Annotated in this window: 19 protein-coding genes; 8 read left to right on the forward strand and 11 right to left on the reverse strand. The window is 71.3% G+C overall.

Features of this window, described 5'->3' with window-relative positions; translation table 11 throughout:
• Positions 1 to 20: 20 nt before the first annotated feature.
• From ABZY45_RS27825 to thpR, 3 genes are all read right to left on the reverse strand, one after another.
• Complete coding sequence (locus tag ABZY45_RS27825; RefSeq protein ID WP_356744115.1) at positions 21 to 872, reverse strand: patatin-like phospholipase family protein; 852 nt, start codon at positions 870 to 872, stop codon at positions 21 to 23.
• A 70-nt stretch (positions 873 to 942) separates the two neighbouring features.
• Positions 943 to 2,112 carry an elongation factor Tu gene (gene tuf / locus ABZY45_RS27830; protein ID WP_356744117.1) on the reverse strand — a complete coding sequence of 390 codons (1,170 nt, stop codon included), beginning with the start codon at positions 2,110 to 2,112 and terminating at the stop codon, positions 943 to 945.
• Positions 2,113 to 2,484: 372 nt separating this feature from the next.
• On the reverse strand, positions 2,485 to 3,084 hold the full coding sequence (gene thpR / locus ABZY45_RS27835) for an RNA 2',3'-cyclic phosphodiesterase (protein WP_356744119.1): 600 nt from the start codon (positions 3,082 to 3,084) through the stop codon (positions 2,485 to 2,487).
• A gap of 203 nt (positions 3,085 to 3,287) precedes the next feature.
• Here thpR and ABZY45_RS27840 point away from each other — a divergent pair, with 203 nt between their 5' ends.
• The 3 genes from ABZY45_RS27840 to ABZY45_RS27850 all read left to right on the forward strand — a co-directional run bounded on the left by ABZY45_RS27840 (position 3,288) and on the right by ABZY45_RS27850 (position 5,993).
• Complete coding sequence (locus ABZY45_RS27840; RefSeq protein ID WP_356744121.1) at positions 3,288 to 4,001, forward strand: TVP38/TMEM64 family protein; 714 nt, start codon at positions 3,288 to 3,290, stop codon at positions 3,999 to 4,001.
• Positions 4,002 to 4,188: 187 nt separating this feature from the next.
• Complete coding sequence (locus ABZY45_RS27845) at positions 4,189 to 5,061, forward strand: undecaprenyl-diphosphate phosphatase (RefSeq protein ID WP_356744123.1); 873 nt, start codon at positions 4,189 to 4,191, stop codon at positions 5,059 to 5,061.
• Between the two features lie 149 nt (positions 5,062 to 5,210).
• Complete coding sequence (locus ABZY45_RS27850) at positions 5,211 to 5,993, forward strand: SGNH/GDSL hydrolase family protein (RefSeq protein ID WP_356744125.1); 783 nt, start codon at positions 5,211 to 5,213, stop codon at positions 5,991 to 5,993.
• 43 nt (positions 5,994 to 6,036) lie between these two features.
• On the opposite strand, the gene ABZY45_RS27855 is transcribed toward ABZY45_RS27850, so the two are convergent.
• Positions 6,037 to 10,200 (reverse strand): bifunctional nitrate reductase/sulfite reductase flavoprotein subunit alpha, encoded by a 4,164-nt coding sequence (locus ABZY45_RS27855; RefSeq protein WP_356744127.1) that lies wholly within the window; start codon positions 10,198 to 10,200, stop codon positions 6,037 to 6,039.
• Positions 10,201 to 10,415: 215 nt separating this feature from the next.
• Between ABZY45_RS27855 and ABZY45_RS27860 the strand changes: the two genes are divergently transcribed.
• From ABZY45_RS27860 to lnt, 3 genes are all read left to right on the forward strand, one after another.
• Positions 10,416 to 11,279, forward strand: a complete 864-nt coding sequence (locus tag ABZY45_RS27860) for a universal stress protein (RefSeq protein ID WP_356744129.1) — start codon at positions 10,416 to 10,418, stop codon at positions 11,277 to 11,279.
• A 148-nt stretch (positions 11,280 to 11,427) separates the two neighbouring features.
• Positions 11,428 to 11,901 carry a nuclear transport factor 2 family protein gene (locus ABZY45_RS27865; RefSeq protein ID WP_356744131.1) on the forward strand — a complete coding sequence of 158 codons (474 nt, stop codon included), beginning with the start codon at positions 11,428 to 11,430 and terminating at the stop codon, positions 11,899 to 11,901.
• A 132-nt stretch (positions 11,902 to 12,033) separates the two neighbouring features.
• Complete coding sequence (gene lnt / locus ABZY45_RS27870) at positions 12,034 to 13,656, forward strand: apolipoprotein N-acyltransferase (protein ID WP_356744193.1); 1,623 nt, start codon at positions 12,034 to 12,036, stop codon at positions 13,654 to 13,656.
• Here the strand turns inward: lnt and ABZY45_RS27875 are convergent.
• Both ABZY45_RS27875 and ABZY45_RS27880 read right to left on the reverse strand, forming a co-directional pair.
• Entirely contained in the window at positions 13,580 to 14,485 is a 906-nt protein-coding gene (locus tag ABZY45_RS27875; RefSeq protein WP_356744133.1) for a Gfo/Idh/MocA family oxidoreductase, read from the reverse strand. The genes lnt and ABZY45_RS27875 overlap by 77 nt on opposite strands.
• A gap of 33 nt (positions 14,486 to 14,518) precedes the next feature.
• Complete coding sequence (locus ABZY45_RS27880) at positions 14,519 to 15,730, reverse strand: FAD-dependent monooxygenase (RefSeq protein WP_356744135.1); 1,212 nt, start codon at positions 15,728 to 15,730, stop codon at positions 14,519 to 14,521.
• An 81-nt stretch (positions 15,731 to 15,811) separates the two neighbouring features.
• Between ABZY45_RS27880 and ABZY45_RS27885 the strand changes: the two genes are divergently transcribed.
• Both ABZY45_RS27885 and ABZY45_RS27890 read left to right on the forward strand, forming a co-directional pair.
• On the forward strand, positions 15,812 to 16,447 hold the full coding sequence (locus tag ABZY45_RS27885; RefSeq protein ID WP_356744137.1) for a TetR family transcriptional regulator: 636 nt from the start codon (positions 15,812 to 15,814) through the stop codon (positions 16,445 to 16,447).
• Positions 16,448 to 16,488: 41 nt separating this feature from the next.
• Positions 16,489 to 17,001 (forward strand): DinB family protein, encoded by a 513-nt coding sequence (locus tag ABZY45_RS27890; protein WP_356744139.1) that lies wholly within the window; start codon positions 16,489 to 16,491, stop codon positions 16,999 to 17,001.
• A 158-nt stretch (positions 17,002 to 17,159) separates the two neighbouring features.
• Here ABZY45_RS27890 and ABZY45_RS27895 read toward each other — a convergent pair whose 3' ends face one another.
• From ABZY45_RS27895 to fabG, 5 genes are all read right to left on the reverse strand, one after another.
• Positions 17,160 to 17,654, reverse strand: coding sequence for a hypothetical protein (locus ABZY45_RS27895; protein ID WP_356744141.1), 495 nt, complete (start codon positions 17,652 to 17,654; stop codon positions 17,160 to 17,162).
• A 74-nt stretch (positions 17,655 to 17,728) separates the two neighbouring features.
• Positions 17,729 to 18,448: a uracil-DNA glycosylase gene (locus ABZY45_RS27900; protein ID WP_356744143.1), complete on the reverse strand. Its 720-nt coding sequence runs from the start codon at positions 18,446 to 18,448 to the stop codon at positions 17,729 to 17,731.
• A gap of 90 nt (positions 18,449 to 18,538) precedes the next feature.
• Positions 18,539 to 20,119, reverse strand: coding sequence for an ABC transporter substrate-binding protein (locus tag ABZY45_RS27905; RefSeq protein WP_356744145.1), 1,581 nt, complete (start codon positions 20,117 to 20,119; stop codon positions 18,539 to 18,541).
• A 119-nt stretch (positions 20,120 to 20,238) separates the two neighbouring features.
• Entirely contained in the window at positions 20,239 to 20,994 is a 756-nt protein-coding gene (locus ABZY45_RS27910) for an SDR family oxidoreductase (RefSeq protein ID WP_356744147.1), read from the reverse strand.
• A 22-nt stretch (positions 20,995 to 21,016) separates the two neighbouring features.
• Positions 21,017 to 21,778 carry a 3-oxoacyl-ACP reductase FabG gene (fabG, locus tag ABZY45_RS27915; protein WP_014157515.1) on the reverse strand — a complete coding sequence of 254 codons (762 nt, stop codon included), beginning with the start codon at positions 21,776 to 21,778 and terminating at the stop codon, positions 21,017 to 21,019.
• Positions 21,779 to 21,960 lie beyond the last annotated feature (182 nt).

Here is a 21,960-nt window from a genome sequence, read left to right on the forward strand (position 1 = left end):
CCCCACCCGCCCCGACGGAGTCAGCCGTTCCACACCGCGGCGACCGCCTCCGTGTGCGCCACGGACTGGGCGAGGCCGGCCCTCGCCGCGGGAGCCCGCCGGGCTGGGTCCAGCGAGTTGCGGCCGATGGCCTTCCGCGCCCCCGCGTCCGGGGTGATGACCTCGACGCGGGCTCCCGCCGCCTCCAGTTCGGCGGCCTGCGCCCGGGGCGAGACGATCACCTTGCTGCCGCCTGCGGTGGGGGCGATCACGACCACGCGTTCGTACCCCGCGGCGAGATGGGCGTTGGCCGGGGAGTGCACGCCGCCGTCGATCCAGCTCCCGCCCCCGGCGACGACCACCGGCCAGACCGCGGGGACCGCGCAACTGGCGGTGACCGCGTCGGCGAGGGGGACCGTTCCCGTCCTGTCGAAGGTGTGCAGAACCCCGGTGGAGGCGTCCACGGCCGTGATCAGCAGGTGCCGGTCCGGCCACACCGCGGACGGCAGGCGGCCGGCGATCATCTTCCGGCGCTCGGACGCTGTCGCGCCGGCCCGGCTGTCCCGGGCCAGGGCCCCCAGTCTGCGGCCGTACTCCTCGGGCGTGCGGGAGGACAGCACGGCGCGCGCGTACCGCAGGACGGTGACGGGGCCGAGCCGTGCCACTGGCTCGTTCTCGGTCTGCGGATCGGCGAGCTGGCGCTCGTAGAGCTCGCCGACGGGGACGGCGCCCGACGCGAGCTGTGCCCCGACGATCGCACCGGCCGAACTTCCTACGATCAGATCGGCGGTGGAGAGGTCTACGCCCGCCTTGGCGAGTCCGTGCAGGATTCCGGTTTCCCATGCGGTGCCGGTGACGCCTCCGGCACCCAGTACGAGAGCTGTGTCTGCCATGGACCCAGTCTGCTGCACAGCGCACGGCGCGCCTCCCCGAGGGCCGGGCAGGCGCGCCGCACAACAGCCGTCAGAGCAGGCCGGTCACCGTACCGGCGCCGACCGTACGCCCGCCCTCGCGGATCGCGAAGCCGAGGCCGGACTCCAGCGGCACGTCACGGCCGAGCTCGACGGTCATCGTGACCGTGTCCCCGGGCCGGGCCACCGCCGCCTCCCCGAGGTCGACGTCGCCGACCACGTCGGCCGTCCGGATGTAGAACTGCGGGCGGTACCCCGTGGTGACCGGGGTGGTGCGCCCGCCCTCACGGGCCGACAGGACGTACACCTGCGCCGTGAAGCGCCTGCTCGGCGTGACGCTGCCGGGGGCCGCCACCACGTGACCCCGGCGGACCCTGTCGCGCTCGACACCGCGCAGCAGCAGCGCGACGTTGTCGCCCGCCTCCGCGGACTCCATCGGCTTGCCGAAGGTCTCCAGACCGGTGACGACGGTCTCCACGTCCGCGCCGAGCACCGACACGCGGTCGCCGACACGCACCGTGCCGCGCTCCACGGCCCCGGTGACGACGGTGCCGCGACCGGTGATCGTGAGCACGTTCTCCACGGACAGCAGGAACGGCGCGTCGGTGTAGCGGACCGGCATCGGTACGTACGTGTCGACGGCGTCGAGCAACCCCTCGATGGACGCCGTCCAGCGTGGGTCGCCTTGCAGCGCGCCGAGCCCCGACACCCGTACGACGGGCACGGTGTCCCCGCCGTATCCGTGCGCGGAGAGCAGCTCGCGGACCTCCAGCTCGACCAGGTCGGTGAGCTCGGGGTCACCGGCGTCGGCCTTGTTGAGGGCGACGACGATGTGGTCGACGCCGACCTGACGGGCCAGCAGCACGTGCTCCGCGGTCTGCGGCATGATGCCGTCGAGCGCGGAGACGACGAGGATCGCCCCGTCGAGCTGCGCCGCTCCGGTGACCATGTTCTTGATGTAGTCGGCGTGTCCGGGCATGTCGACGTGCGCGTAGTGCCGGGTGTCGGTCTCGTACTCGACGTGCGCGATGTTGATGGTGATCCCCCGCTGCGCCTCCTCCGGCGCCCGGTCGATCCGGTCGAACGGCACGAACGTCCCGCTGCCGCGGTCGCTGAGCACCTTGGTGATGGCGGCGGTGAGGGTGGTCTTGCCGTGGTCGACGTGGCCCATGGTGCCGATGTTGAGGTGCGGCTTGGTGCGCACGTATGCCGTCTTGGGCATGGCTGCTTTCCTTGGTGTTCGAAGCTGAGAGAGAAGACCCCAGGGCCCCGCCGACCCTCCCCTTGCGGGGTCCGCCGGACGGTCGGGGGAGGGTCAGCTTCGGGCGCCGCCGAAGGGCGCCGCCGCAGCGGTGAACGCTGCGTCAACTGCTGCTGCTGCGGCTGCGACCGCAGGGCTCGCGGCAGCCTTCGGCGTGTCCGCGACTGCGGACTGCGCTGCGAGGAAGGCGTACCGGAACATGCCCCTGATGATGTCCGAGCTGTGCGGCGCCGTCGAACGGTTTTCGTGGAGCTCGTCCCCTTACCGGACCCGAGCACGTGGCCCGGCCCGGTCGAACCGGCCGAGCACGTGGTCCGGCCCGGGGCGAACCGTTCAGGATCGGGTGCCGTTCCCCTCACCGAAGGCCCACGCCTCGATGTCGCGGTAGTGGATCGGCCCTCGGCTGCGACCGGCGTTGCTGCCGACCAGGTGCAGCCGCTCGGCGGGCCATCCGCTGCCGGAGAATCCGGCGAGCCCTTCGGCGATCTCCGCCGCCGAGGACCGGTCCCCCCGGCGGGCCCGAGCCAGCGTCAGATGCGGGCGCAGGGGCCGGTCCTCGAAGGCGATGCCGCAGTCCTTGACCACTGTGCGTACCTCCGCCGCCAGCATGTTCAGCTCGTCGAGCTCTCCGTCGATGCCGCTCCACAACACCCGGTCGTCGAAGACCCCGCTGCCGCGCAACGCGAGGCGGACAGGCCGGTGGTCCGCGGCGAGGCCGGCGAGAGGCGCGCGCAGGAGCGGCACGGTGTCGGCCGGCAGCTCACCGAGAAAGGCCAGGGTGATGTGCCAGTCCTCGATGCGGTTCCACCGCATGCGAGGGTGTGTGCCGTAGGCGTGGCGTAGCTCCCGGGCCAGTTCGTCCTTCGCGTGGTCGGGCGGGGCGAGGGCGATGAACACGCGGACGGTGGCGGCGGGCTGGGTCTGATTCTCCACATCGGACTTCGTACCGCATCGGCGTGGACGAGCGGACGGCCGGGTCACGCGGGAGAACGGCAGGCAGCAGGCGGCGGGGCCACCGGCGACGCGCACAGCCGCCGCGTCCGCCCCCGGCCGTCACGCGCCTGTCGTACGGCTGTTGCATGCTTGCCGCACGCACATTACGGCGATCACACACCCATTTCGGTTACGCTCCCCAGATGTTCGACCCCGTCCCCGCAACACGGCCTTCCGGCGGCCTCGCAGTGCGCTGTACGAGGGCACTGCTGTCCCCCTGGTCCCGTCTGTCCCTGCTCGTGGCAGTCCTGCTGGCCGCGGCGTTCACCATGCTGCTGTTCGAACCACAGCGGTTGCTCGCCTCCGGCTGGCCGTCCGGGCTGACGGGTTCGGGCGCCGCGATGCTGTTCGGCCTGGTGTACGGCGTGTGCACCGTGGCTTTCGTGCCGCGTCCGCTGCTCAATCTCGCCGCCGGCGCGCTCTTCGGCTCGCAGACGGGCCTGGTGGCGGCTCTGGCGGGCACGGTGCTCGGCGCGGGTGTCTCCTTCATGCTGGGCCGGGTGCTGGGCCAGGACGCGCTGCGCACGCTGCTCCGGGGGAAGTGGCTGAAGGCCGCGGACGGCCTGCTGAGCCGGCACGGCTTCCGCTCCATGCTGGCGATACGGCTGTTCCCCGGCGTCCCGTTCGCCGCGGCCAACTACTGCGCGGCGACCTCACGGATGGGGTACCCGCCGTTCCTGCTGGCGACCGGGCTCGGCTCCATTCCCAACACGGCGGCGTACGTCGTCGCCGGCAGCCAGGCCACCTCACCGACATCGCCCGCGTTCCTGGCGGCCATGGGCTTCATCGTGCTGTCCGGCGCGGGCGGCGCACTGGTCGCTTGGCGCAGGCGGCATCGGCTGGGCGGCGGCTCCTGAGGGAGCGGCCCCCTGAGCCGGGGGCAGCGCAGGCCCGTTCACCTACAGGCGATACGCTGCGCGCGACCGACAGAGGATGTTGGGGCCGTGACGTCCCGTCCCCCTTTTCTGACCACATCCGCACACAGCCGACGGTTTCCTCGACCGTCGGCCGTTGCATGAGCACCTCCGGGATGGCCAAAGCCCCATGAGCTGGTTCGAATCATTCGTCCTGGGCCTCGTTCAGGGACTGACCGAGTTCCTTCCGATCTCCTCCAGCGCGCATCTGCGGCTGACCGCGGCGTTCGCGGGCTGGCACGACCCGGGAGCCGCGTTCACCGCGATCACCCAGATCGGTACGGAGGCAGCGGTCCTCATCTACTTCCGCAAGGACATCGCCCGGATCATCTCGGCCTGGTCCCGTTCGCTGACCAACTCCTCGATGCGGTCCGACCACGACGCCCAGATGGGTTGGCTGGTCATCATCGGCTCGATCCCCATCGGTGTGCTCGGCGTGACGTTCAAGGACCAGATCGAGGGTCCCTTCCGCGACCTGCGCCTGATCGCGACGACTCTGATCGTGCTCGGCATCGTCCTCGGCATCGCGGACCGTCTCGCCGCACGCGACGAGACCGGCGGGAAGCACCGTGTGGTGCGGGAGCGGAAGTCGCTGAAGGAACTGGGTGTCAGGGACGGGCTGATCTTCGGCTTCTGCCAGGCGATGGCCCTGATCCCGGGCGTCTCGCGCTCGGGTGCCACCATCAGCGGTGGCCTGCTCATGGGTTACACCCGCGAGGCCGCGGCCCGCTACTCCTTCCTGCTGGCCATCCCCGCGGTGCTCGCGTCGGGCGCCTTCGAGCTGAAGGACGCGGGCGAAGGCCACGTCTCCTGGGGACCGACGATCTTCGCGACCGTGATCGCCTTCGCTGTCGGATACGCCGTCATCGCCTGGTTCATGAAGTTCATCACGACGAAGAGCTTCATGCCGTTCGTCATCTACCGTGTGCTGCTCGGCATCCTGCTGTTCGTGCTGATCGGAGCCGGTGTGCTGAGCCCGCACGCGGGCGAGTCCGCCGGCTGACGGTTCCACGGGAGGCGCCTCTGACGCGAGGCGGGAGCCGGTCATTTCGCCGATGACGTGGGTCCCCGGCGGCGGGAGGTTGGACACGGTCGCCGCGGTCGCGCGGCGGCCGTGCACCCGCCCCTTCCGCCCCAGCCCCGGGAGAACCCATGCACCTGACCCGACCCGTCGGCGCCTCGCTCCTCGCCCTCGCTCTCGCCTCGGTCCCCGTGACCGCCGCGCAGGCCACGACGGCGGCCGACGAGGTGCACTACGTGGCCCTCGGCGACTCGTACGCCTCCGGGACCGGAGCCGGGAACTACTCCGACGCCCTGTGCACACGCAGCCGTAACGCCTACCCGGCGCTGTGGGCCGGGGCCAACGACCCGGCCTCGTTCTCCTTCGTCGCCTGCGGCGGTGCGAAGATCCCCGATGTCCTCGACGACCAGGTGAGCGCTCTGGACGAGGACACCACCCTGGTCAGCCTGAGCATCGGCGGGAACGACTCCGGGTTCGCGTCGACGATGCTGAGCTGTCAGTACTCCACCCAGTCGGCCTGCGAACGGGCGCTGGCGACGGCCGGGCAGTACGTAGTGAACGAGCTGCCCGGTGAACTGGACAGCCTCTACGCGACGGTCCGCGCCCAGGCACCCCGCGCCGACGTCGTCGTCATCGGATACCCGCACCTCTACAAGGAGGGCGGCCTCTGCCTGGGCGGGCTCAGCTCGGCCAAGCGCACGGCGATAAACAAGGGTTCGGACCTGCTCAACGAGACCATCGCGGGGCGCGCCGCGGCGGCGGGCTTCGCGTTCGCCGACGGCCGTCCGGCCTTCGACGGGCACGAGATCTGCACCGGCGACGCGTGGATCAGCAGCACGAACGTCCACCCGACGGCCGAGGGCCACGCCTCCGCGTACCTGCCGGCCTTCACGGCGGCCGTGCCGAGGAGCTGAGACCTCGCGCGGCGTCGAGGGGCGGGCCGCCGGGCCGCCGGGCTCAGTACACGTCGCGCACGTACCGCTTGTCGGCGGCGAGCTGCTTGACGTAGACGGCGGCGGCGTCCTCCCGGAGTCCCCCGTGGGCCACGGCGATGTCCCGCAGCGCCCGGTCCACGTCCTTCGCCATCCGGGAGGCGTCGCCGCAGACGTAGAAGTGGGCACCGTCCTGGAGCCAGGACCAGAGCTGGGCGCCGTGCTCGCGCATCCGGTCCTGGACGTAGATCTTCGCTCGCTGGTCCCGGGAGAACGCGGTGTCGAGGCGGGTCAGGGTGCCCTCCCGGCGAAGGGAGTCGAGTTCGTCCCGGTAGTAGAAGTCGGTGTCCTTTCGCTGCTCGCCGAAGAACAGCCAGTTGGCGGCCCGGTGGCCGAGGGCACGCCGCTCGTCGAGGAATCCGACGAACGGGGCGACTCCCGTGCCGGGGCCGACCATCACCATGGGGGTGGCAGGGTCGGCGGGAGGACGGAAGTGAGGGGCGCGCTGGACGAAGAGCGGGACGGAGCTGCCTTCCGGTGCGTCGGCGAGGAAGGTGGACGCCACACCCTTGCGCAGGTGCCCGTGCCGGTTCTCGAACCGGACCACCGAGACGGTCAGCCGGACGAGGCCGGCGTCGGTGAGGGGACTGGAGGATATGGAGTAGAGCCTCGGCTTGAGACGCTTGAGGACGCCGGCCCACTCGGCCGCCGTGGCACGGGCGGAGTGCTCGGCGATGACGTCGACGGCCTGTCGTCCCCAGGTCCACTGGGCGAGTTCGCCCTTGTTGTCGGGGCGCAGGAGCTTCTTGAGGGTGCGGTCCTGCGTGCGGTCGCAGACCAGACGCAGCAGGCCCGGCGTGATCCGGGCGATGTCCAGGTGGCGGTGGAGTGCCTCGCCCAGGGGGACGGACCCGATGCCCGCCACCTCGACCGGGTCCGCCGGGTCCAGGCCCGTGACGGCGAGCCATTCCGCCACGAGCTCGGGACAGTTCAGCGGTTCGACCCCGAGAGCGTCCCCCGCCTCGTACGTGAGGGGCACAGGGCTCTCTCGTGTGTCGAAGGTGAACTGGCGTACCTCCTTGGTGGCCCCCGGGAGGCTGAGCAGGGTGTTGCCGACCAACCGCCCGACGGCGGTCCTCGTGGAGCGGGCGGTCAGCGGTGCGACGGCGGGAGCCGCCCGCACCGCGGGGGCTCCCAGGGCGGCTGGGGCGGTCGAGGGGACTGCGGGGGTTCCCAGGGCGGCGAACACGTCGTCGAGCCACCGGTCCGCCGGCTCCTCGTAGTCGGGCTCGCAGTCCGTGCGCGGTACGAGGCGTACGGCGCCCAGTTCGCCGAAGCGCTCGTCGAGCCGTCGGCCGTGCCCGCAGAAGTCGCCGTACGAGGAGTCCCCCAGGGCGAGCACGGCGTAGCGCACGCCGTCCAGGCGCGGGGTGTCGGGCGCGTTGAGGGCTTCCCAGAAGCCGGAGCCGTTGTCGGGTGCGTCCCCGTCGCCGAAGGTGCTGGTCACGACGAGCAGATCGGCGGTCCGCGGGAGCTCGTCCAGGGGGCTGTCGTCCATCCCCGCGAGGGTCGCCGCCCGGCCTTCGGCGGTCAGCCGACGTGCTGTCGCCGCGGCTACCTCCTCGGCGTTGCCGGTCTGCGACGCCCACAGAACCACGATCTGCCGGCCAGGTGCGGCATCGGGGGCGGCGGCGCCGGCGTGCTCGTCGGCCGCGTCGGCCGGGATCCGGGAGAACATGCCGGCCAGCACCCCGTTGACCCACAGGGCGTGCTCAGGGGCGAACGGCGCGTGCGCTGGCAGCACGGGGGTTCCTCCGGACCGCGTGGAGAGCCCGGCGAGGAATCCCGACAGATAGCGGCGTTCGTGCTCGGCCAGTACGGGCGGGGCGGTCTCGGCGATACCGAGGACCCCGGCGAGGGCGCTCGCCGAAGGGGAGGTTGCCCCGGACACCCCCGCGAGAACGGCGGGCGCCTCCACGGGCGCGCGGACCACGGCGGCGACCTTCGCCAGGGTCACGGCGCAGACCTTGAACTCGGGCTGGAGGGAGATCGGGTCGACGGCGTCGTTGGTGACCGCGTTGACACTGAGGTACTCCCCGAAGAGGTCGTTCCAGTGGAAGGGCGCGAAGCAGTCACCGGGCCGCACACGGTCGGTCACGACGGCGGGCAGGACGGCACGGCCACGCCGCGAGGCGACCTCGACCGAGTCGCCCTCCCCGATCCCGAGGGCCTCGGCGTCCTGGGGGCTGATCTCCACGAAGGGGCCGGGGTTCAGCCGGTTGAGCTTGGCGACCTTGCCGGTCTTGGTGAGGGTGTGCCACTGGTGCTGCAGGCGGCCGGTGTTGAGTACGTACGGGAAGTCGTCGTCGGGCATCTCGGCGGCCGGCATGTGCGGCCGGGCGTGGAACACCGCGCGCCCGCTCGGCGTGGGGAAGGCCAGCCGGGGCACGCTCCCGTCCGGGCGAACCGTGAGGGTCTGGCTGACCCCGTCGTTGAGGTAGCGGACCGGATTGCGGGCGGGGCCGTCCGGGTCGGCACTCGGCCACTGGACGGGTGTCCGTCGCAGCCTCTCGTAACTGATCCCGCGCAGGTCGTAGCCCGTGCGTGGGTTGTGGGCGCGCTTGATCTCCTCGAAGATCTCCTCCGCGTCGCTGTAGCCGAAGGCCTCCTCGTACCCCATCTCGCAGGCGATCCGGGCGATGATCCGCCAGTCCGGCCAGGCTTCTCCCGGCGCGTCGACGGCCTGCCGGGCGAGGGTGAGACTGCGTTCCGAGTTGACCATGACGCCCTCGGCCTCACCCCAGAGCGCGGCGGGCAGGGCGACGTCGGCGTAGGCATTGGTCTCGGTGTCGGCGAAGACGTCCTGGGTGACGACGAACTCCGCCGCTTCGAGGCCCTCGATGACGGTTCGCCGGTTGGCCACGGATGCCACCGGGTTGGTGCAGATGATCCAGCAGGCCCTGATCTGCCCGTCCGCCATCCGCCGGAACATCTCGACGGTCCCGGCACCCGCGGTGTCGGTCCGCAGGGTTCCGGGTGCGAGGTCCCACAGCGCCTCGACGTGGGACCGTTCGTCGTCGGACTGCAGGGCGCGCTGTCCGGGCAGTCCCGGGCCCATGTAGCCCATCTCGCGACCACCCATGGCGTTGGGCTGGCCGGTGAGCGAGAAGGGGCCGCTGCCGGGCCGGCAGATGGCGCCGGTGGCCAGGTGGAGGTTGATCAGGGCGTTGGTGTTCCACGTGCCGTGGGTGCTCTGGTTGAGGCCCATGGTCCAGCAGCTCATCCACTCGCCCGCCTCGCCGATCCAGCGGGCGGCGAGACGGATGTCGTCCTCGGGGATGCCGGTGATCTCCGCGACGGCGGCGGGCGTGTAGTCCCGCAGGAAGCCGGGCATCGCCTCCCAGCCCTCGGTGTGTTCGGCGATGAACTCCGGGTCGGTGTGGCCGTTCTCGACGAGGAGGTGCATGACTCCGTTGAGCAGTGCGAGATCGGTACCCGGGCGTATCCGCAGGAACAGATCGGCCTTGTCGGCGGTGGCGTTGCGCCGGGGGTCGACGACGATGAGCTTCGCGCCGGCCTTCACCCGTTCCATGAGGCGGAGGAAGAGGATGGGGTGGCAGTCCGCCATGTTCGAGCCGATGACGAGGAAGGTGTCGGCGTGCTCGAAGTCGTCGTACGATCCGGGCGGGCCGTCGGCGCCCAGGGAGAGTTTGTAGCCGGTGCCGGCGCCGGCCATGCAGAGCCGGGAGTTCGATTCGATCCAGCTGGTGCGGACGAAGCCCTTGGCCAGCTTGTTCGCGAGGTACTGCGCCTCCAGCGTCATCTGTCCCGAGACGTAGAGGGCCAGGGCGTCCGGCCCGTGCTCGTCGACGATCGCTCGCAGCCGCCGCGCGGTCCGCGATATCGCGGCCTCCATGGCCAACGGCACCGGTTCCTCGCTGCGGTCCGCACGCACCAGCGCCGTCGTCAGCCGGCCGGGAGCGGCCAGCATCTCGGCGCTCGTAGCCCCCTTGGTGCACAGCCGCCCGCGGTTGGCGGGGTGGGCCTTGTCGCCCGCGGCCTTCAGGACGGTGCGCCGTCCGTCCGGTCCCTTGCCGATGTCCAGGACGATCCCGCAGCCGACACCGCAGTATGAGCAGACCGTCCGCACCTGGGCGGGAGTGTCCGGCTGCGGGTTCGGCACGCTCATGGACGGCCTTTCATGGGGGACGCTGACACCGCGACGGTACGAAACGTCCGTTTCCCGGGTGTCACGCCGGACGATCAAGCGTGGTTACGTCCGCTGCACAGCGGCCAGGACCGGGCGGTGAGGCCCGCCGAGCCGGGCCCACGCGGCCGGGCCATAATCGCGACGGCGGGCCGACCGCCTCGGCCCGGGAGCTCTCCGACCTCCCTGGAGGATTCATGACCGCCGACGCCCTTCCCGTGATCGCAGCCGTGGACGGTTCCGCGCACAGCTGGGAGGCGCTCGACTGGGCCGCCTCGGAAGCCGTGCTCCGCGAGCTGCCGCTCCTGATCGTGCACGTGCGGCCACCCACTCGGCGCAAGGACGAGGAGGGCGTGCTGCGGGAGGCCGAGGAGCTGCTCGCGCAGGGTGTGCTGCGGGCCTCGCGGCTGGCGCCCGGACTGCGCACCTCGACGCTGACCCCGCTGGACTTCCCTTCGGCCGCGCTGATCTCGCTGAGCCGGGACGCGTCGATGGTGGTCGTCGGGTCGCGGGGGCTGGGCGGGTTCCGGTCACTCATGATCGGCTCCAACAGCCTGGCCACCGCCTCGATGGCGCAGTGTCCGGTCGTGGTGGTGCACACCGGCCGGACCGACGAGAGCGAGGGGGAAGCGACGGAGAGCTTCCCCGACATCGTCGCCGGAGTGGCCGCCGACGAGAGCAGTGGGGCGGTCCTGGACTTCGCCTTCGAGACCGCCGCGTCGAGACCGGGCGCGCGGCTGCGCCTGGTCCACGGGTGGACGATGTTCTCGTCGATGCTGTCCGGTGGCCCGGTGTTCGACACCGACGCGGCAGCGGCCTCGGCGGAGCGGGCCCTGGCAGAGCTCACGGCTGGCCGGCGCGAGAGGTACCCACAGCTCGAGGTCGTGCGCGAACCGGTACGGGGCTCGGCCTCGCGCACGCTGGTCACGGCGTCGGCCACAGCGGCGCTGACCGTGGTCGGGCGGCGCAAGGGCGGTGAGTCCCTGGGCCTCGGGCTCTCCCCCGTAGCGCAGACGACGGTGACGCACGCCCTGGGCCCGGTGGCCGTCATCCCCACCTGAGCGTGCCGCGGGGGCCGGTCCCGAGTCCCCTTGCCGGCGCAGGGCGTGCCGACGCAGGGAGTGTCGGAGCAGGGTGTGGCTGTGCGCGCGAGGAGTGCGCCGGTGCGCGGCTCTTGGCCTGCCGCTCCCAGGGGACGAGACTTGGGCGATGACACAGCGCGTGGCTCTCGCGACGGTGATGGACCGGCTCTCCATCGATGCGGTGATCACCGATTACGCCGCCGCGGTGGACGACGGTGCCTGGGACGACCTGGGCGCCCTGTTCACATCGGACGGGCGCTCCGACTACCGGGGGGCGGGCGGGCCCGAAGGGCCGGCCGCCGAGGCCGTGCGGTGGCTGTCGGAGAGCCTGCGGCCCTTTCCCGTCCGTCAGCACCTGATCGTCAACCGCCGCCTGGAGCTCCAGGATCTGGGCGGCTATCCCGGCGACCTGGCCCAGGTGCGGGCCGACTACCTGAGCCCGATGGGCCCGGAGGCAGGTGCCGGCGGGAGCGTCCCCGCCGTGGTCACCGGCGGTCGCTACGTCTTCGATCTGCGGCGTACGGAACCGGGCTGGCGGCTCCTGTCCGTCACCGCGCTCCGCACGTGGCGGTACTCCCCCGGGGCGCCCATCGCGGGCTGATCCACCGCCCGCCGCGCGACCCCGGGCAGCCGATGCCTGCCCCGGTGGCCCGGCACGCCCTCTGGGCGCTGCTGATCTTCTGCACCACACTGGGGATCAGGCGCAGAACCGGCGAGAAGGAGATGCGTGCCGATGCGGGTCGGGCGGCTGGCGGACGGACGGCGGGGCGAGGGAGGCGTACGGCCGGGCGAGCGGCTGCTGAACTCGCGTGCCGCCCGGGGCGCCGCTGCGCTGTGCGCGGGCGCCCTGCCCGCCCTGGCGTTTCCCGCGCCCTCGCTCTGGTGGTTCGCCTACGTCGCGCTGGTGCCCTGGATGCTGCTGATCCGGTCGGCGGGCACCTGGCGCCGTGCGGCGGCCGACGGCTGGCTCGGGGGCATGGGATTCATGCTGGCCGTGCACCAGTGGCTGATGCCGAGCCTCCATGTGTTCATCGTGGTCCTCGCGGCCCTGTTGGGACTGCTGTGGGCGCCCTGGGGTGTCCTGGTGTCCCGGCTCGTCGGCGGGTCGCCGTCCGTCCTGCGGTCCGTGGCCGCTGTGGGCGTAGTGCCCTCCGGATGGCTGATGATCGAACTCGTCCGTTCCTGGGAAGGGCTCGGCGGCCCTTGGGGGCTGCTGGGCGCCAGCCAGTGGGAGGTTCCGCCGGCGCTGCGGGTCGCTTCGGTGGGAGGCGTGTGGCTGGTCAGTCTGGGAGTGGTGGCCACGAACACCGCGCTGGTCCTGCTGTTCGCCGTCCCTGCGGCCCGCAGGGCGGCCGGAGCGTGCCTGGTGGCGGGGGCGGTGGCCGTGGGGGCGATGGTGGTGTGGGCGCCGCGGCCCGAGGAGAGCGGGTCGGTCCGGGTCGCCGTGGTTCAGGTGGGTGTCGTCGAAGGGCCCGGCAGCATCGAACGCCGGCTGACGCACGGCGAGGAGCTCACCCGTGGCCTGGCCGGCCGTGACGTGGACCTGGTGGTCTGGGGCGAGAGCAGTGTGGGGGTGGACCTCTCCCGGCACCCGGAGGCGGCGGACCGCGTCGCGGCGCTTTCGCGCCTGGTCGGGGCTGATGTGCTGGTCAACATGGACGCCCGGCGCACGGACGGCCCGGCGCGGGCCGGAATCTACAAGTCCGCGGTGCTGGTCGGACCGGACGGCCCCACCGGGGACCGCTACGACAAGATGCGCCTGGTGCCGTTCGGTGAGTACGTTCCGGCGCGTGCGCTGCTGGGCTGGGCCACTTCGGTGGGCAAGGCGGCGGGCGAGGACCGGCTGCGCGGCAGCGAACCCGTCGTGATGGACCTGCCGGACGGGCTGCGGCTGGGTCCGCTGGTCTGCTTCGAGTCGGCCTTTCCCGACATGAGCCGGCAGCTGACGAAGGACGGGGCCCAGCTGCTGGTGGCCCAGTCGTCCACCTCGACGTTCCAGCGCAGCTGGGCTCCCGCGCAACACGCCTCGCTGGGCGCGCTGCGCGCGGCCGAGACGGGCCGCCCGATGGTGCACGCGACGCTCACCGGCGAGAGCGCGGTGTACGGCGCCGATGGCGCGCGCCTGGGCGCCCCGCTCGGCACGGACGCGAGCGAGGCCGCCGTCTACGACGTCCCGCTCGCCCGGGGCACCACCCTCTTCGTGCGGCTGGGTGCCTGGCCCGTGTACGGCGCGCTCGCGGTGCTGGCCGTCTTCTTCGGCGCGGCGGGAGTGCGGTCCCTCAGGACGCCTGCTCCAGAGAGTCCAGAACCACGCGCTCGCACAGCCGGTGGGTCTCCAGAGCGTCCCGGGCACTGAGCAGCACGCCGGAACTGACGGCGTCCAGGAAGGACAGCACGCTCTGCTCGATGCCCCGCTGCCGGGCCACCGGCACCCAGTCGCCGCGTCGTCGCAGGGTCGGCTGGCCCTTGTGGTCGATGACGTCGGCGAGGTTGAGCACCTGCCGTTTGGTGTCCTGGCCCGAGACCTCGAGGATCTCCTCGGTCGATCCGTTGAGCCGGTTCATCATGCCGATGGCGGTGAAACCGTCTCCGGACAGCTGGAGCACCACGTGGTGCATGAGCCCCTCGGCGATCCGTGCCCGCACGGTGACGTGCGAGACGGGGCCGGGCACCAGGAAGCGCAGGGTGTCGACGACATGGATGAAGTCGTCCAGCACCATGGTGCGCGGGTCCTCGGGCAGCCCCACCCGGTTCTTCTGCAGGAGGATCAGTTCGCGCGGGTGCTCGGCGCACTGTGCGTACGACGGGGCGAGCCGGCGGTTGAACCCGACGGTGAGCGTGACGCCGAGCTCCTCGGCGAGGGCCACCAGCCGCTCGGATTCGGCGATTTCGTAGGCGAGGGGCTTGTCCACGTAGGTGGGGACGCCCGCTTCGAGCAGCCGGCGGGTGATCTCGGCGTGCACGGCGGTGGGCGCGTGCACGAATGCGGCGTCCAGCCCTTGGTCCAGCAGCGAGTCCAGGTCCTCGTGGCACCGGTCCGTGGGGATGCGGTAGGCGCCGGCGACGGCCGCCAGCGTGGCGGGGGTCCGGGTCTGCAGATGCAGTTCGACGCCGGGCAGGGTCGTCAGTACCGGCAGATACGCCTTCTGCGCGATGTCGCCGAGCCCGATGCAGCCGACCTTCACGAGGTTCTCCCTGTCGCTTCGACCAGGGCACCGTCACGGTCGCGTCGTCTGTTCCTCCCTGGTCCCGGCAGCATACGGGCGCCGGGGCGGCTGCCAGTCGGCGATACCGTCGAAGGTGCGGAGCACGAGCCCTGGACCGAGGCGGGAGACGGTGGACATCAGCCCGTCGCGGAGGGCGACCGCCGGGGCGCCGGACAGCTGCATCATGCGGGAGAGCCGTGCCGCCTTGCGGACGATGGCGGTGGTGCGCGGCTGCCGTGCGGCACTGTACGCGGCGAGTCCGGCGCCGAGGTCGGCCGACGGTGTCACGTGGTGGGCGAGCACGATCGCGTCCTCGATGGCCTGGTTGCCGCCCTGGCCCAGGGTGGGAGCCATGGCGTGGGCTGCGTCGCCGAGGAGCGCGGTGCGGCCCCGGTGGTAGGCGGGCAGGGGCTCGGTCATCTGGTGCACGTCGTGGCGCAGGACCTGGGCGGGCTCGACCGCCCCGATGATGCCGGGCACCGGGTCGTGCCAGTCCCCGAACCTGCGCAGCAGCTCGGCCTTCTCGTCGTCCGCGGCACGTGCTCCGGCCGGGGCGGTGGCCGCGGCATAGGCGTAGGTCCAGCCGTCCTTCAGCGGGTGGCTGCCCCACAGCGAGCCCCGGCCCCAGGTCTCGTGGGAGGTGAAGGTCCGTCCGAGCGGAGGTGCGAGGACGCGCCAGGTGGTGAATCCGCTGTACGACGGTCCGGGGTGCCGAGGGAAGAGCGCGGTACGGACCGACGAGCCGATTCCGTCGGCGCCGACGACCAGATCGGCCTCGATGTCCCCGGACGGCGTCCTGACCACGGCCGGGCTCCCGCCCACGCGGCCCGGATCGAGGAGCTGCGACGCGGCGCCGGTACGCACGGTGGGCTCCGGGAGCCGGGCGCGGAGCAGATCGATGAGCGCGGAGCGGCGCAGGAGGACGAGCGGCCCTCCGAAGCGTTCCGCCGCGGCGGCGCTGTCGGTGCGGGCGAGCCAGCGCCCGGAGGGCGTGCGCATGCCTCCGTCGCCCTGCCAGGCCGCGAGGGATCTGACCGCGTCGCCCACCCCGATGACGTCGAGGGCGCGCTGGGAGTTGGGCGCGAGGCTGATGCCGGCCCCGATGGGTTCCAGTGAGGATGCGCGTTCGAGCACGGTGACGTGCCACCCGCTCCGGTGCAGCGCCGCGGCGACGGTGAGCCCGCCGATTCCGCTGCCGATGACCACTGCTCGGGACGTCGTCATGACTGAACCCTCCTCAGGACTACATCTGTAGTAACACTCTCACGTTACTACAGATGTAGTGATGCGGGGTAGATTGTTTCCATGTCCACACGCCCCACTCCGAAGCACCCCGCCTCGTTGGCCACGCCCAGGCCCTCCGCGACCTCTCGGCCCGAGCTGATCGCCGACGCCGCGCTCGCGCTCCTCGCCGAGCGCGGCATGCGCGGCCTCACACACCGGGCGGTGGACGAGAGGGCCGGACTCCCCCAGGGGTCGACGTCCAACCACGCCCGCACCCGCGAGGCCCTGCTGGAGGCCGCCGTGCGCCGGCTCGCGGAGCTGGAGGCGCGGGTGCTCGCCCCCGGGGCGCTCCTGGCGAGCGGTGATGCGGACGGAGCCGCCGCAGGGCTGGCGGCAGCTCTGCACCGCTATCTGACCGGCAGCCCCGAACTCCTCGTCTGCCGCTACGAGCTCGCCCTGGAGGCCACCCGCCGCCCCGCTCTGCGGGCGTTCTACGACGACGCGGGCAGGCGCTTCCGTGAACCCCTGACGGCTCTGATGGCCGCGGCGGGTTCGGCCGACCCGGAGCGGCACGCGCTGTCGGTCGTGGCCTGGGCGGAGGGAATGATGTTCGCGTGCGCCGTGGGTTCCTACCACCGGGCCGTACCGTCCGAGGAGGAGTTGCGCACGGGCTGCGCCGAACTGCTGCGCGGGATGCTCGGAAGAGCGCCCCGCTGACCGCTGGTGGCGCTGCTCGTCACTGCGCGAGGATGATCCGCATGACGACAGAAGAACGCTCCGCTCCCGCACTCGACGCGGCCGAACGGCAGATGCTCGAAGGCTGGCTGGACTACCACCGCGCGACTCTGGCCATGAAGTGCGAGGGACTCACCGACGCCCAGCTGCGGGAGGCCTCCGTACCTCCCTCGGAATTCACCCTGCTCGGTCTCGTACGGCACCTGGCAGAGAACGAACGCGGCTGGTTCCGGGAGGTGCTGGCCGGCGAGGAGCTGCCGCCGATCTACGGGACGGACGAGGATCCCGACGGGGAGTTCCACCTCACCGAGGCGGACACCTGGGACGAGGCCAGGACAACCTGGCTCGCGGAGATCGAGGCGGCCAGGGCCAATGCCGCGCAGGTCGAACTCGACGGCCTGTCCGTCGGCGTGGGCAAGCAGGGCAAGCCGTTCAGCCTGCGGTGGATCTACACGCACATGATCGAGGAGTACGCCCGGCACAACGGTCACGCCGACCTCGTACGGGAACGGATCGACGGCGCGACCGGAGAGTAGAGGCCCGGACGGGTGGGCCCGGGCGGCGCCGGGACGCGAGACCGCCCGAGCCCGCTCCCCCGGCCACGCGGGGCCCCGGCCCGATCCCCCGGCTCACAGGGCCGCCCGGTCTGGTCGGACCGCCGGTCCCGCAGTGCCTGCGGGCCCCGCACCGCCCTTCAGGGCCCTTCGGCGCCGCCCCGCAGCCGCTGCTCCATGCGCCCGATGGCAGCGCGGACCGATCCGCCGTAGTCGTCCCGCTCCAGCACCCCGGCCGCGTCCCACGCCCGGTCCAGATGGAGCCGTGCCGCCTCGAAGCGCTGGAGCTTGAGGTAGTCCGCCGCGAGGTTCAGGTGCAGCGAGGGGAAGAAGGCCCGCACGGCGGACGCGTCAGGATGCTCTCCGGCCGGCTCCGGGGCCGCTCCCTCGCTCAGCCCCTGCGCGGCTGTCAGCGCCCGGAGGTCCCAGGCGAGCTCGTCCCCGGGATCGTCCTGGGTGTCGGCCATGTAGTGCGCGAGGGTGCAGCGGTGCAGGGCGTCACCGTCTTCCCCGATCTCCGACCAGATGACCCCGAAACGATTGCGGGCCTCTTCCCTGTCACCTGCGTGAAGCAGCATGATCGCCTGGCCGATCCTGGTCATGACGACGTCCCCCGACGCTTCCCGCTGCTCCACTACAGAGGTCTCCCTGATCACCGCCGGCCTGTTCCGGTCGCTCAGACGCTAGCCGCAGCCACCGGCAAACCCGCTCAGGCGCGGGCCTGAGCCGTCGGCCGGTTCGCCTGGAGGCCCAGGTCCGGGATACGCCAGTCGATGGGCTCGTGGCCCTGCGCCGCGACGGCTTCGTTGATCTGGGTGAAGGGGCGGGAGCCGAACCACTTCTTGGCGGAGAGCGGCGAGGGGTGCGCGCCCTTGACCACCACGTGACGGTCCTGGTCGATCAGCGGGATCTTCTTCTGGGCGTAGTTGCCCCAGAGGACGAAGACGGCCGGATCGGGCCGATCCGCGACGGCGCGGATCACGGCATCGGTGAACTTCTCCCAGCCCTTGGCCTTGTGCGAGTTCGCCTCGCCCCCGCGGACCGTCAGCACCGCGTTGAGCAGCAGGACGCCCTGCTCGGCCCACGGCATCAGATATCCGTTGTCCGGGACCGGCAGGCCGAGCTCGTCGTTCATCTCCTTGTAGATGTTGCGCAGCGAGGGGGGCGTCCTGACGCCGGGCCTGACCGAGAAGCACAGACCGTGCCCCTGGCCCTCGCCGTGGTACGGGTCCTGGCCGAGGACGAGCACCTTCACCAGGTCGTACGGCGTGGCCTCCAGGGCGGCGAAGACCTGCTCCCGCGGCGGATACACCGGCCCTCTGGCCCGCTCCTCCTCGACGAAGTCCATGAGCTCCTTGAAGTAGGGCTTCTGCAGCTCTTCGCCGAGGACGCCGCGCCAGGACTCGGGCAGCAGGTCGGTGTCGGTCACGTCCACAACCTCCGGTAAGCAATCGGTTCTTGACCACAGAACCTACCGGCAGCCACTGACAACGCCCCCGCCGAGCCTGCCGCCGCCCGCCTACCAGCTGGTCTTGCGGTACAGCTCCCACATCTGCATGACGGTCTGCGGGTCGAGCGCGCGCTCGCCGCCGCCGATGTCCTCACCCGCCGCCACGTACAGCTTGCCCTGCCACAGCGGCAGCAGCCGGACGTCCTTGACGAGGATCTCCTGGGCCCGCCGGAACTGCTGGGAGACGGCACCGCGGTCGCTCTCCTTGCGGGAGGAGGGCAGCAGGTCCTTGGTGATCTCGTCGGTCAGGTAGGGGGTGCCGGTGACACTGTCCTGGCCCACGAAGGGTGCGATGAAGTTGTCGGGGTCCGGGAAGTCGGGGAACCAGCCTCGGCCGAAGACCGGGTAGTCGCCCTTGGTGAAACCTTCCTGGAACGTCTTCCACGGCGCGCTCTTCAGCGTGATCCGGAACAGGCCGGACGCCTCCAGCTGGCGCTTGAGCTCGGCGAACTCCGGGGCGGTGGAGGAGCCGTAGCGGTCCGTGGTGTACCAGAAGGTCATCTCGACGGGCTCGGTGATCCCCGCATCGGCGAGGATCTTTTCGGCCTTGGCCGTGTCGGGGTCGCCGTACGAGTCGAAGAAGCTGGTGGTGTGCCCGGCGATGCCCTTGGGGACCATCGAGTACAGGGGTTCCGCCGTCCCCTGGTAGACCTTGGCCACGAGGGCGTCGCGGTCCACCACCTGGGCGATGGCCTGGCGGACGGCGAGCTTCCCGGAGGCCGGGTCCTTCGGGTTGAAGACGAGGAAGCGGATGTCGGCACCGACCGTCTCGACGATCTGCAGCCCGTTGTTGTCCTCTTTCTTGTCCTCGAGGCCGATGACCTCCTCCGCGGTCAGACCCCGGTAGGTCGCGTCGATCTTCTTGTCCTTCAGCGCCTCCACCATGGGGGCGGAGTCCTCGAAGTACCGGATCGTGACCGCGTCGTTCTTACGGTCGGCGAAGCCCTTGTAGGCGGGGTTCTTGGTGAGCTCGGCCTTGCTCCCCGGTTCGTACGAGTCGAGGACGTACGGCCCCGAGCCGGTGACCTTGCCGTCGTCGCGGATGCTGTCCGCCGGGTACTCACTCGCGGGGACGATCGACATGGCGGGAGTGGCCAGGATGAACGGGAAGGTCGCGTCCGCCTTCGAGAGGTGGAAGATGACCGTGTCGTCACCCTTGGTCTCCACCCGGTCGAGAGACCCGAGCAGACCGGCCGGGCCGCCCTTGACCTTGATCTTCGCGATCCTGTCGATGGAGTACTTGACGGCCTCGGCGTCGATGCTCTCCCCGTTCGAGAACTTCAGGCCGGAACGAAGGGTGCACCGGTAGGCCATGCTCGTGGCGTCGGTGAAACGGCATTCCTCGGCCGCGTCGGGCTCAGGGCTGGTGCTGCCGGTCGGGAAGCTCACCAGGGTCTGGAAGACGTTCCTCATCAGCTCCCAGGAGCCGTCCCACGCGGCCGCGGGATCCAGGGTCGAGGGCGAACTCGTCGTTCCGACCGATATGTGCTGGTCCGTCTCGGAACTGCTGTCGGACAGCAGTCCGCAGCCGGCCAGCACAGAAAGGGAAGCAAGGGCTGCAGCAGCCTGCAGACTGGCCCGGTAGAACACGTGCACGCTCCTCGATCAGCCTTGGGGTCGGCAGACCATACCGCAGCGCCCCACCGGATCAATCCGTTGGCCCGGCGGGGCACTTGAGTCAATCAGGGCCAAACTGGCGCAGGCCTACCTCAGGACACGCCCGCGTTCAGGAAAATACCGCCGTCGACCACGAGCGTCTGCCCCGTGACCCAGTCGGACTGCGCGGACGTGAGGAAGGCGGCGGCTCCGCCGATGTCCTGCGGGACGCCGAGCCGGCCGAGCGGATAGGCAGCGGCGGCCTCGGCCTCACGGCCCTCGTACAGCGCCTCAGCGAACTTGGTCTTCACCACGGCCGGGGCGATCGCGTTGACCCGGACCACCGGCGCGAACTCGTGCGCCAGCTGGAGGGTCAGGTTGACCATGGCCGCCTTGCTCATCCCGTAGGCGCCGATGAACGGCGACGCGGAGACACCCGCGACCGAGGCGATGTTGACGATCGCCCCGCCGTTCTCCTTCTGCCAGGCCTTCCAGGTCTGCTGGGCGAAACCGAGCGCGGAGATCACGTTGGTCTCGTACACCTTGCGGGCCACGTCGAGGTCGAGCTCGGCCATGGGCCCGAAGACGGGGTTCGTGCCGGCGTTGTTGATCAGGTAGTCGACCCGGCCGAACGCCTCCATCGCGCGCTCGACCGCAGCCGCCTGGTGCGCCACGTCGTGCGCCTTGCCCGCGATGCCGACCGCGCGGTCGGCGCCGAGCTTCTCGACGGCCTCCTTCAGCGCGTCCTCGCCGCGTCCCGTGATGACGACCTTGTCGCCCCGGGCGACGAGCGCCTCCGCGATGCCGTAGCCGATGCCCCGGCTCGCGCCCGTGATGAGCGCGACCTTGCCACTGTCCTGCACAGTCATGTTGTCCGTTGCCCTTCCGGGGTCAGTTGAGGGGTCCGCCTGCGACGTACATGACCTGCCCGGAGACGAAGCCCGCGTCGTCGCCGGTGAAGAAGGCGATGGCGTTGGCGATGTCCTCGGGGTGCCCGACACGCTGCACCGGGATCTGCGTCGCGGCGGCGGCCTGGAACTCCTCGAAGCCCATGCCGACCCGCGCGGCCGTCTGGGCGGTCATCTCGGTGACGATGAACCCGGGGGCGACGGCGTTGGCGGTCACGCCGAACTTGCCCAGCTCCTTGGCGAGGGTCTTGGTGAAGCCCTGGAGGCCGGCCTTCACGGCGGAGTAGTTGGCCTGGCCGCGGTTACCGAGCGCCGAGGAGGAGGAGAGCGAGACGATGCGGCCGAACTTGGCCTCCACCATGTGCGACTGGACGGCCTTCGCCATCAGGAACGCGCCCTTGAGGTGCACGTTCATCACGAGGTCCCAGTCGGACTCGCTCATCTTGAAGAGCAGGTTGTCGCGCAGCACACCCGCGTTGTTGACGAGAATGGTCGGGGCGCCGAGCTCGGCGGCGACGCGCGCGACGGCGGCTTCCACCTGGGCACTGTCCGACACATCGCAGCCGACGGCGAGGGCCTTGCCCCCGGCGGCGGTGATCTTCTCGACGGTGTCCTTGCACGCGGCCTCGTCGAGGTCGAGTACGGCGACGGCGCGGCCCTCGGCCGCCAGGCGTACGGCGGTGGCGGCGCCGATGCCCCGTGCCGCTCCCGTCACGATGGCGACGCGCTGCTCGGTGGTGGACATGCTTGGTTCTCCTCGCCCTTGGATAGCGGCTCAGCGGACGTCAGGAAGTTCCCGATGACTGAGCAACCGCTTAGTACCTTCAGCAGACGAGACGCTAGAAGCCCTGGCACCCGGTGTCAACGGCACACGGGGGCACGGGCGCATGTCACACCGGACGGCGCCGCGGCCCGCGCGTCGCGAGC

The sequence above is a fragment of the Streptomyces sp. NPDC006516 genome (genome assembly GCF_040611875.1).
GTDB lineage: Bacteria > Actinomycetota > Actinomycetes > Streptomycetales > Streptomycetaceae > Streptomyces.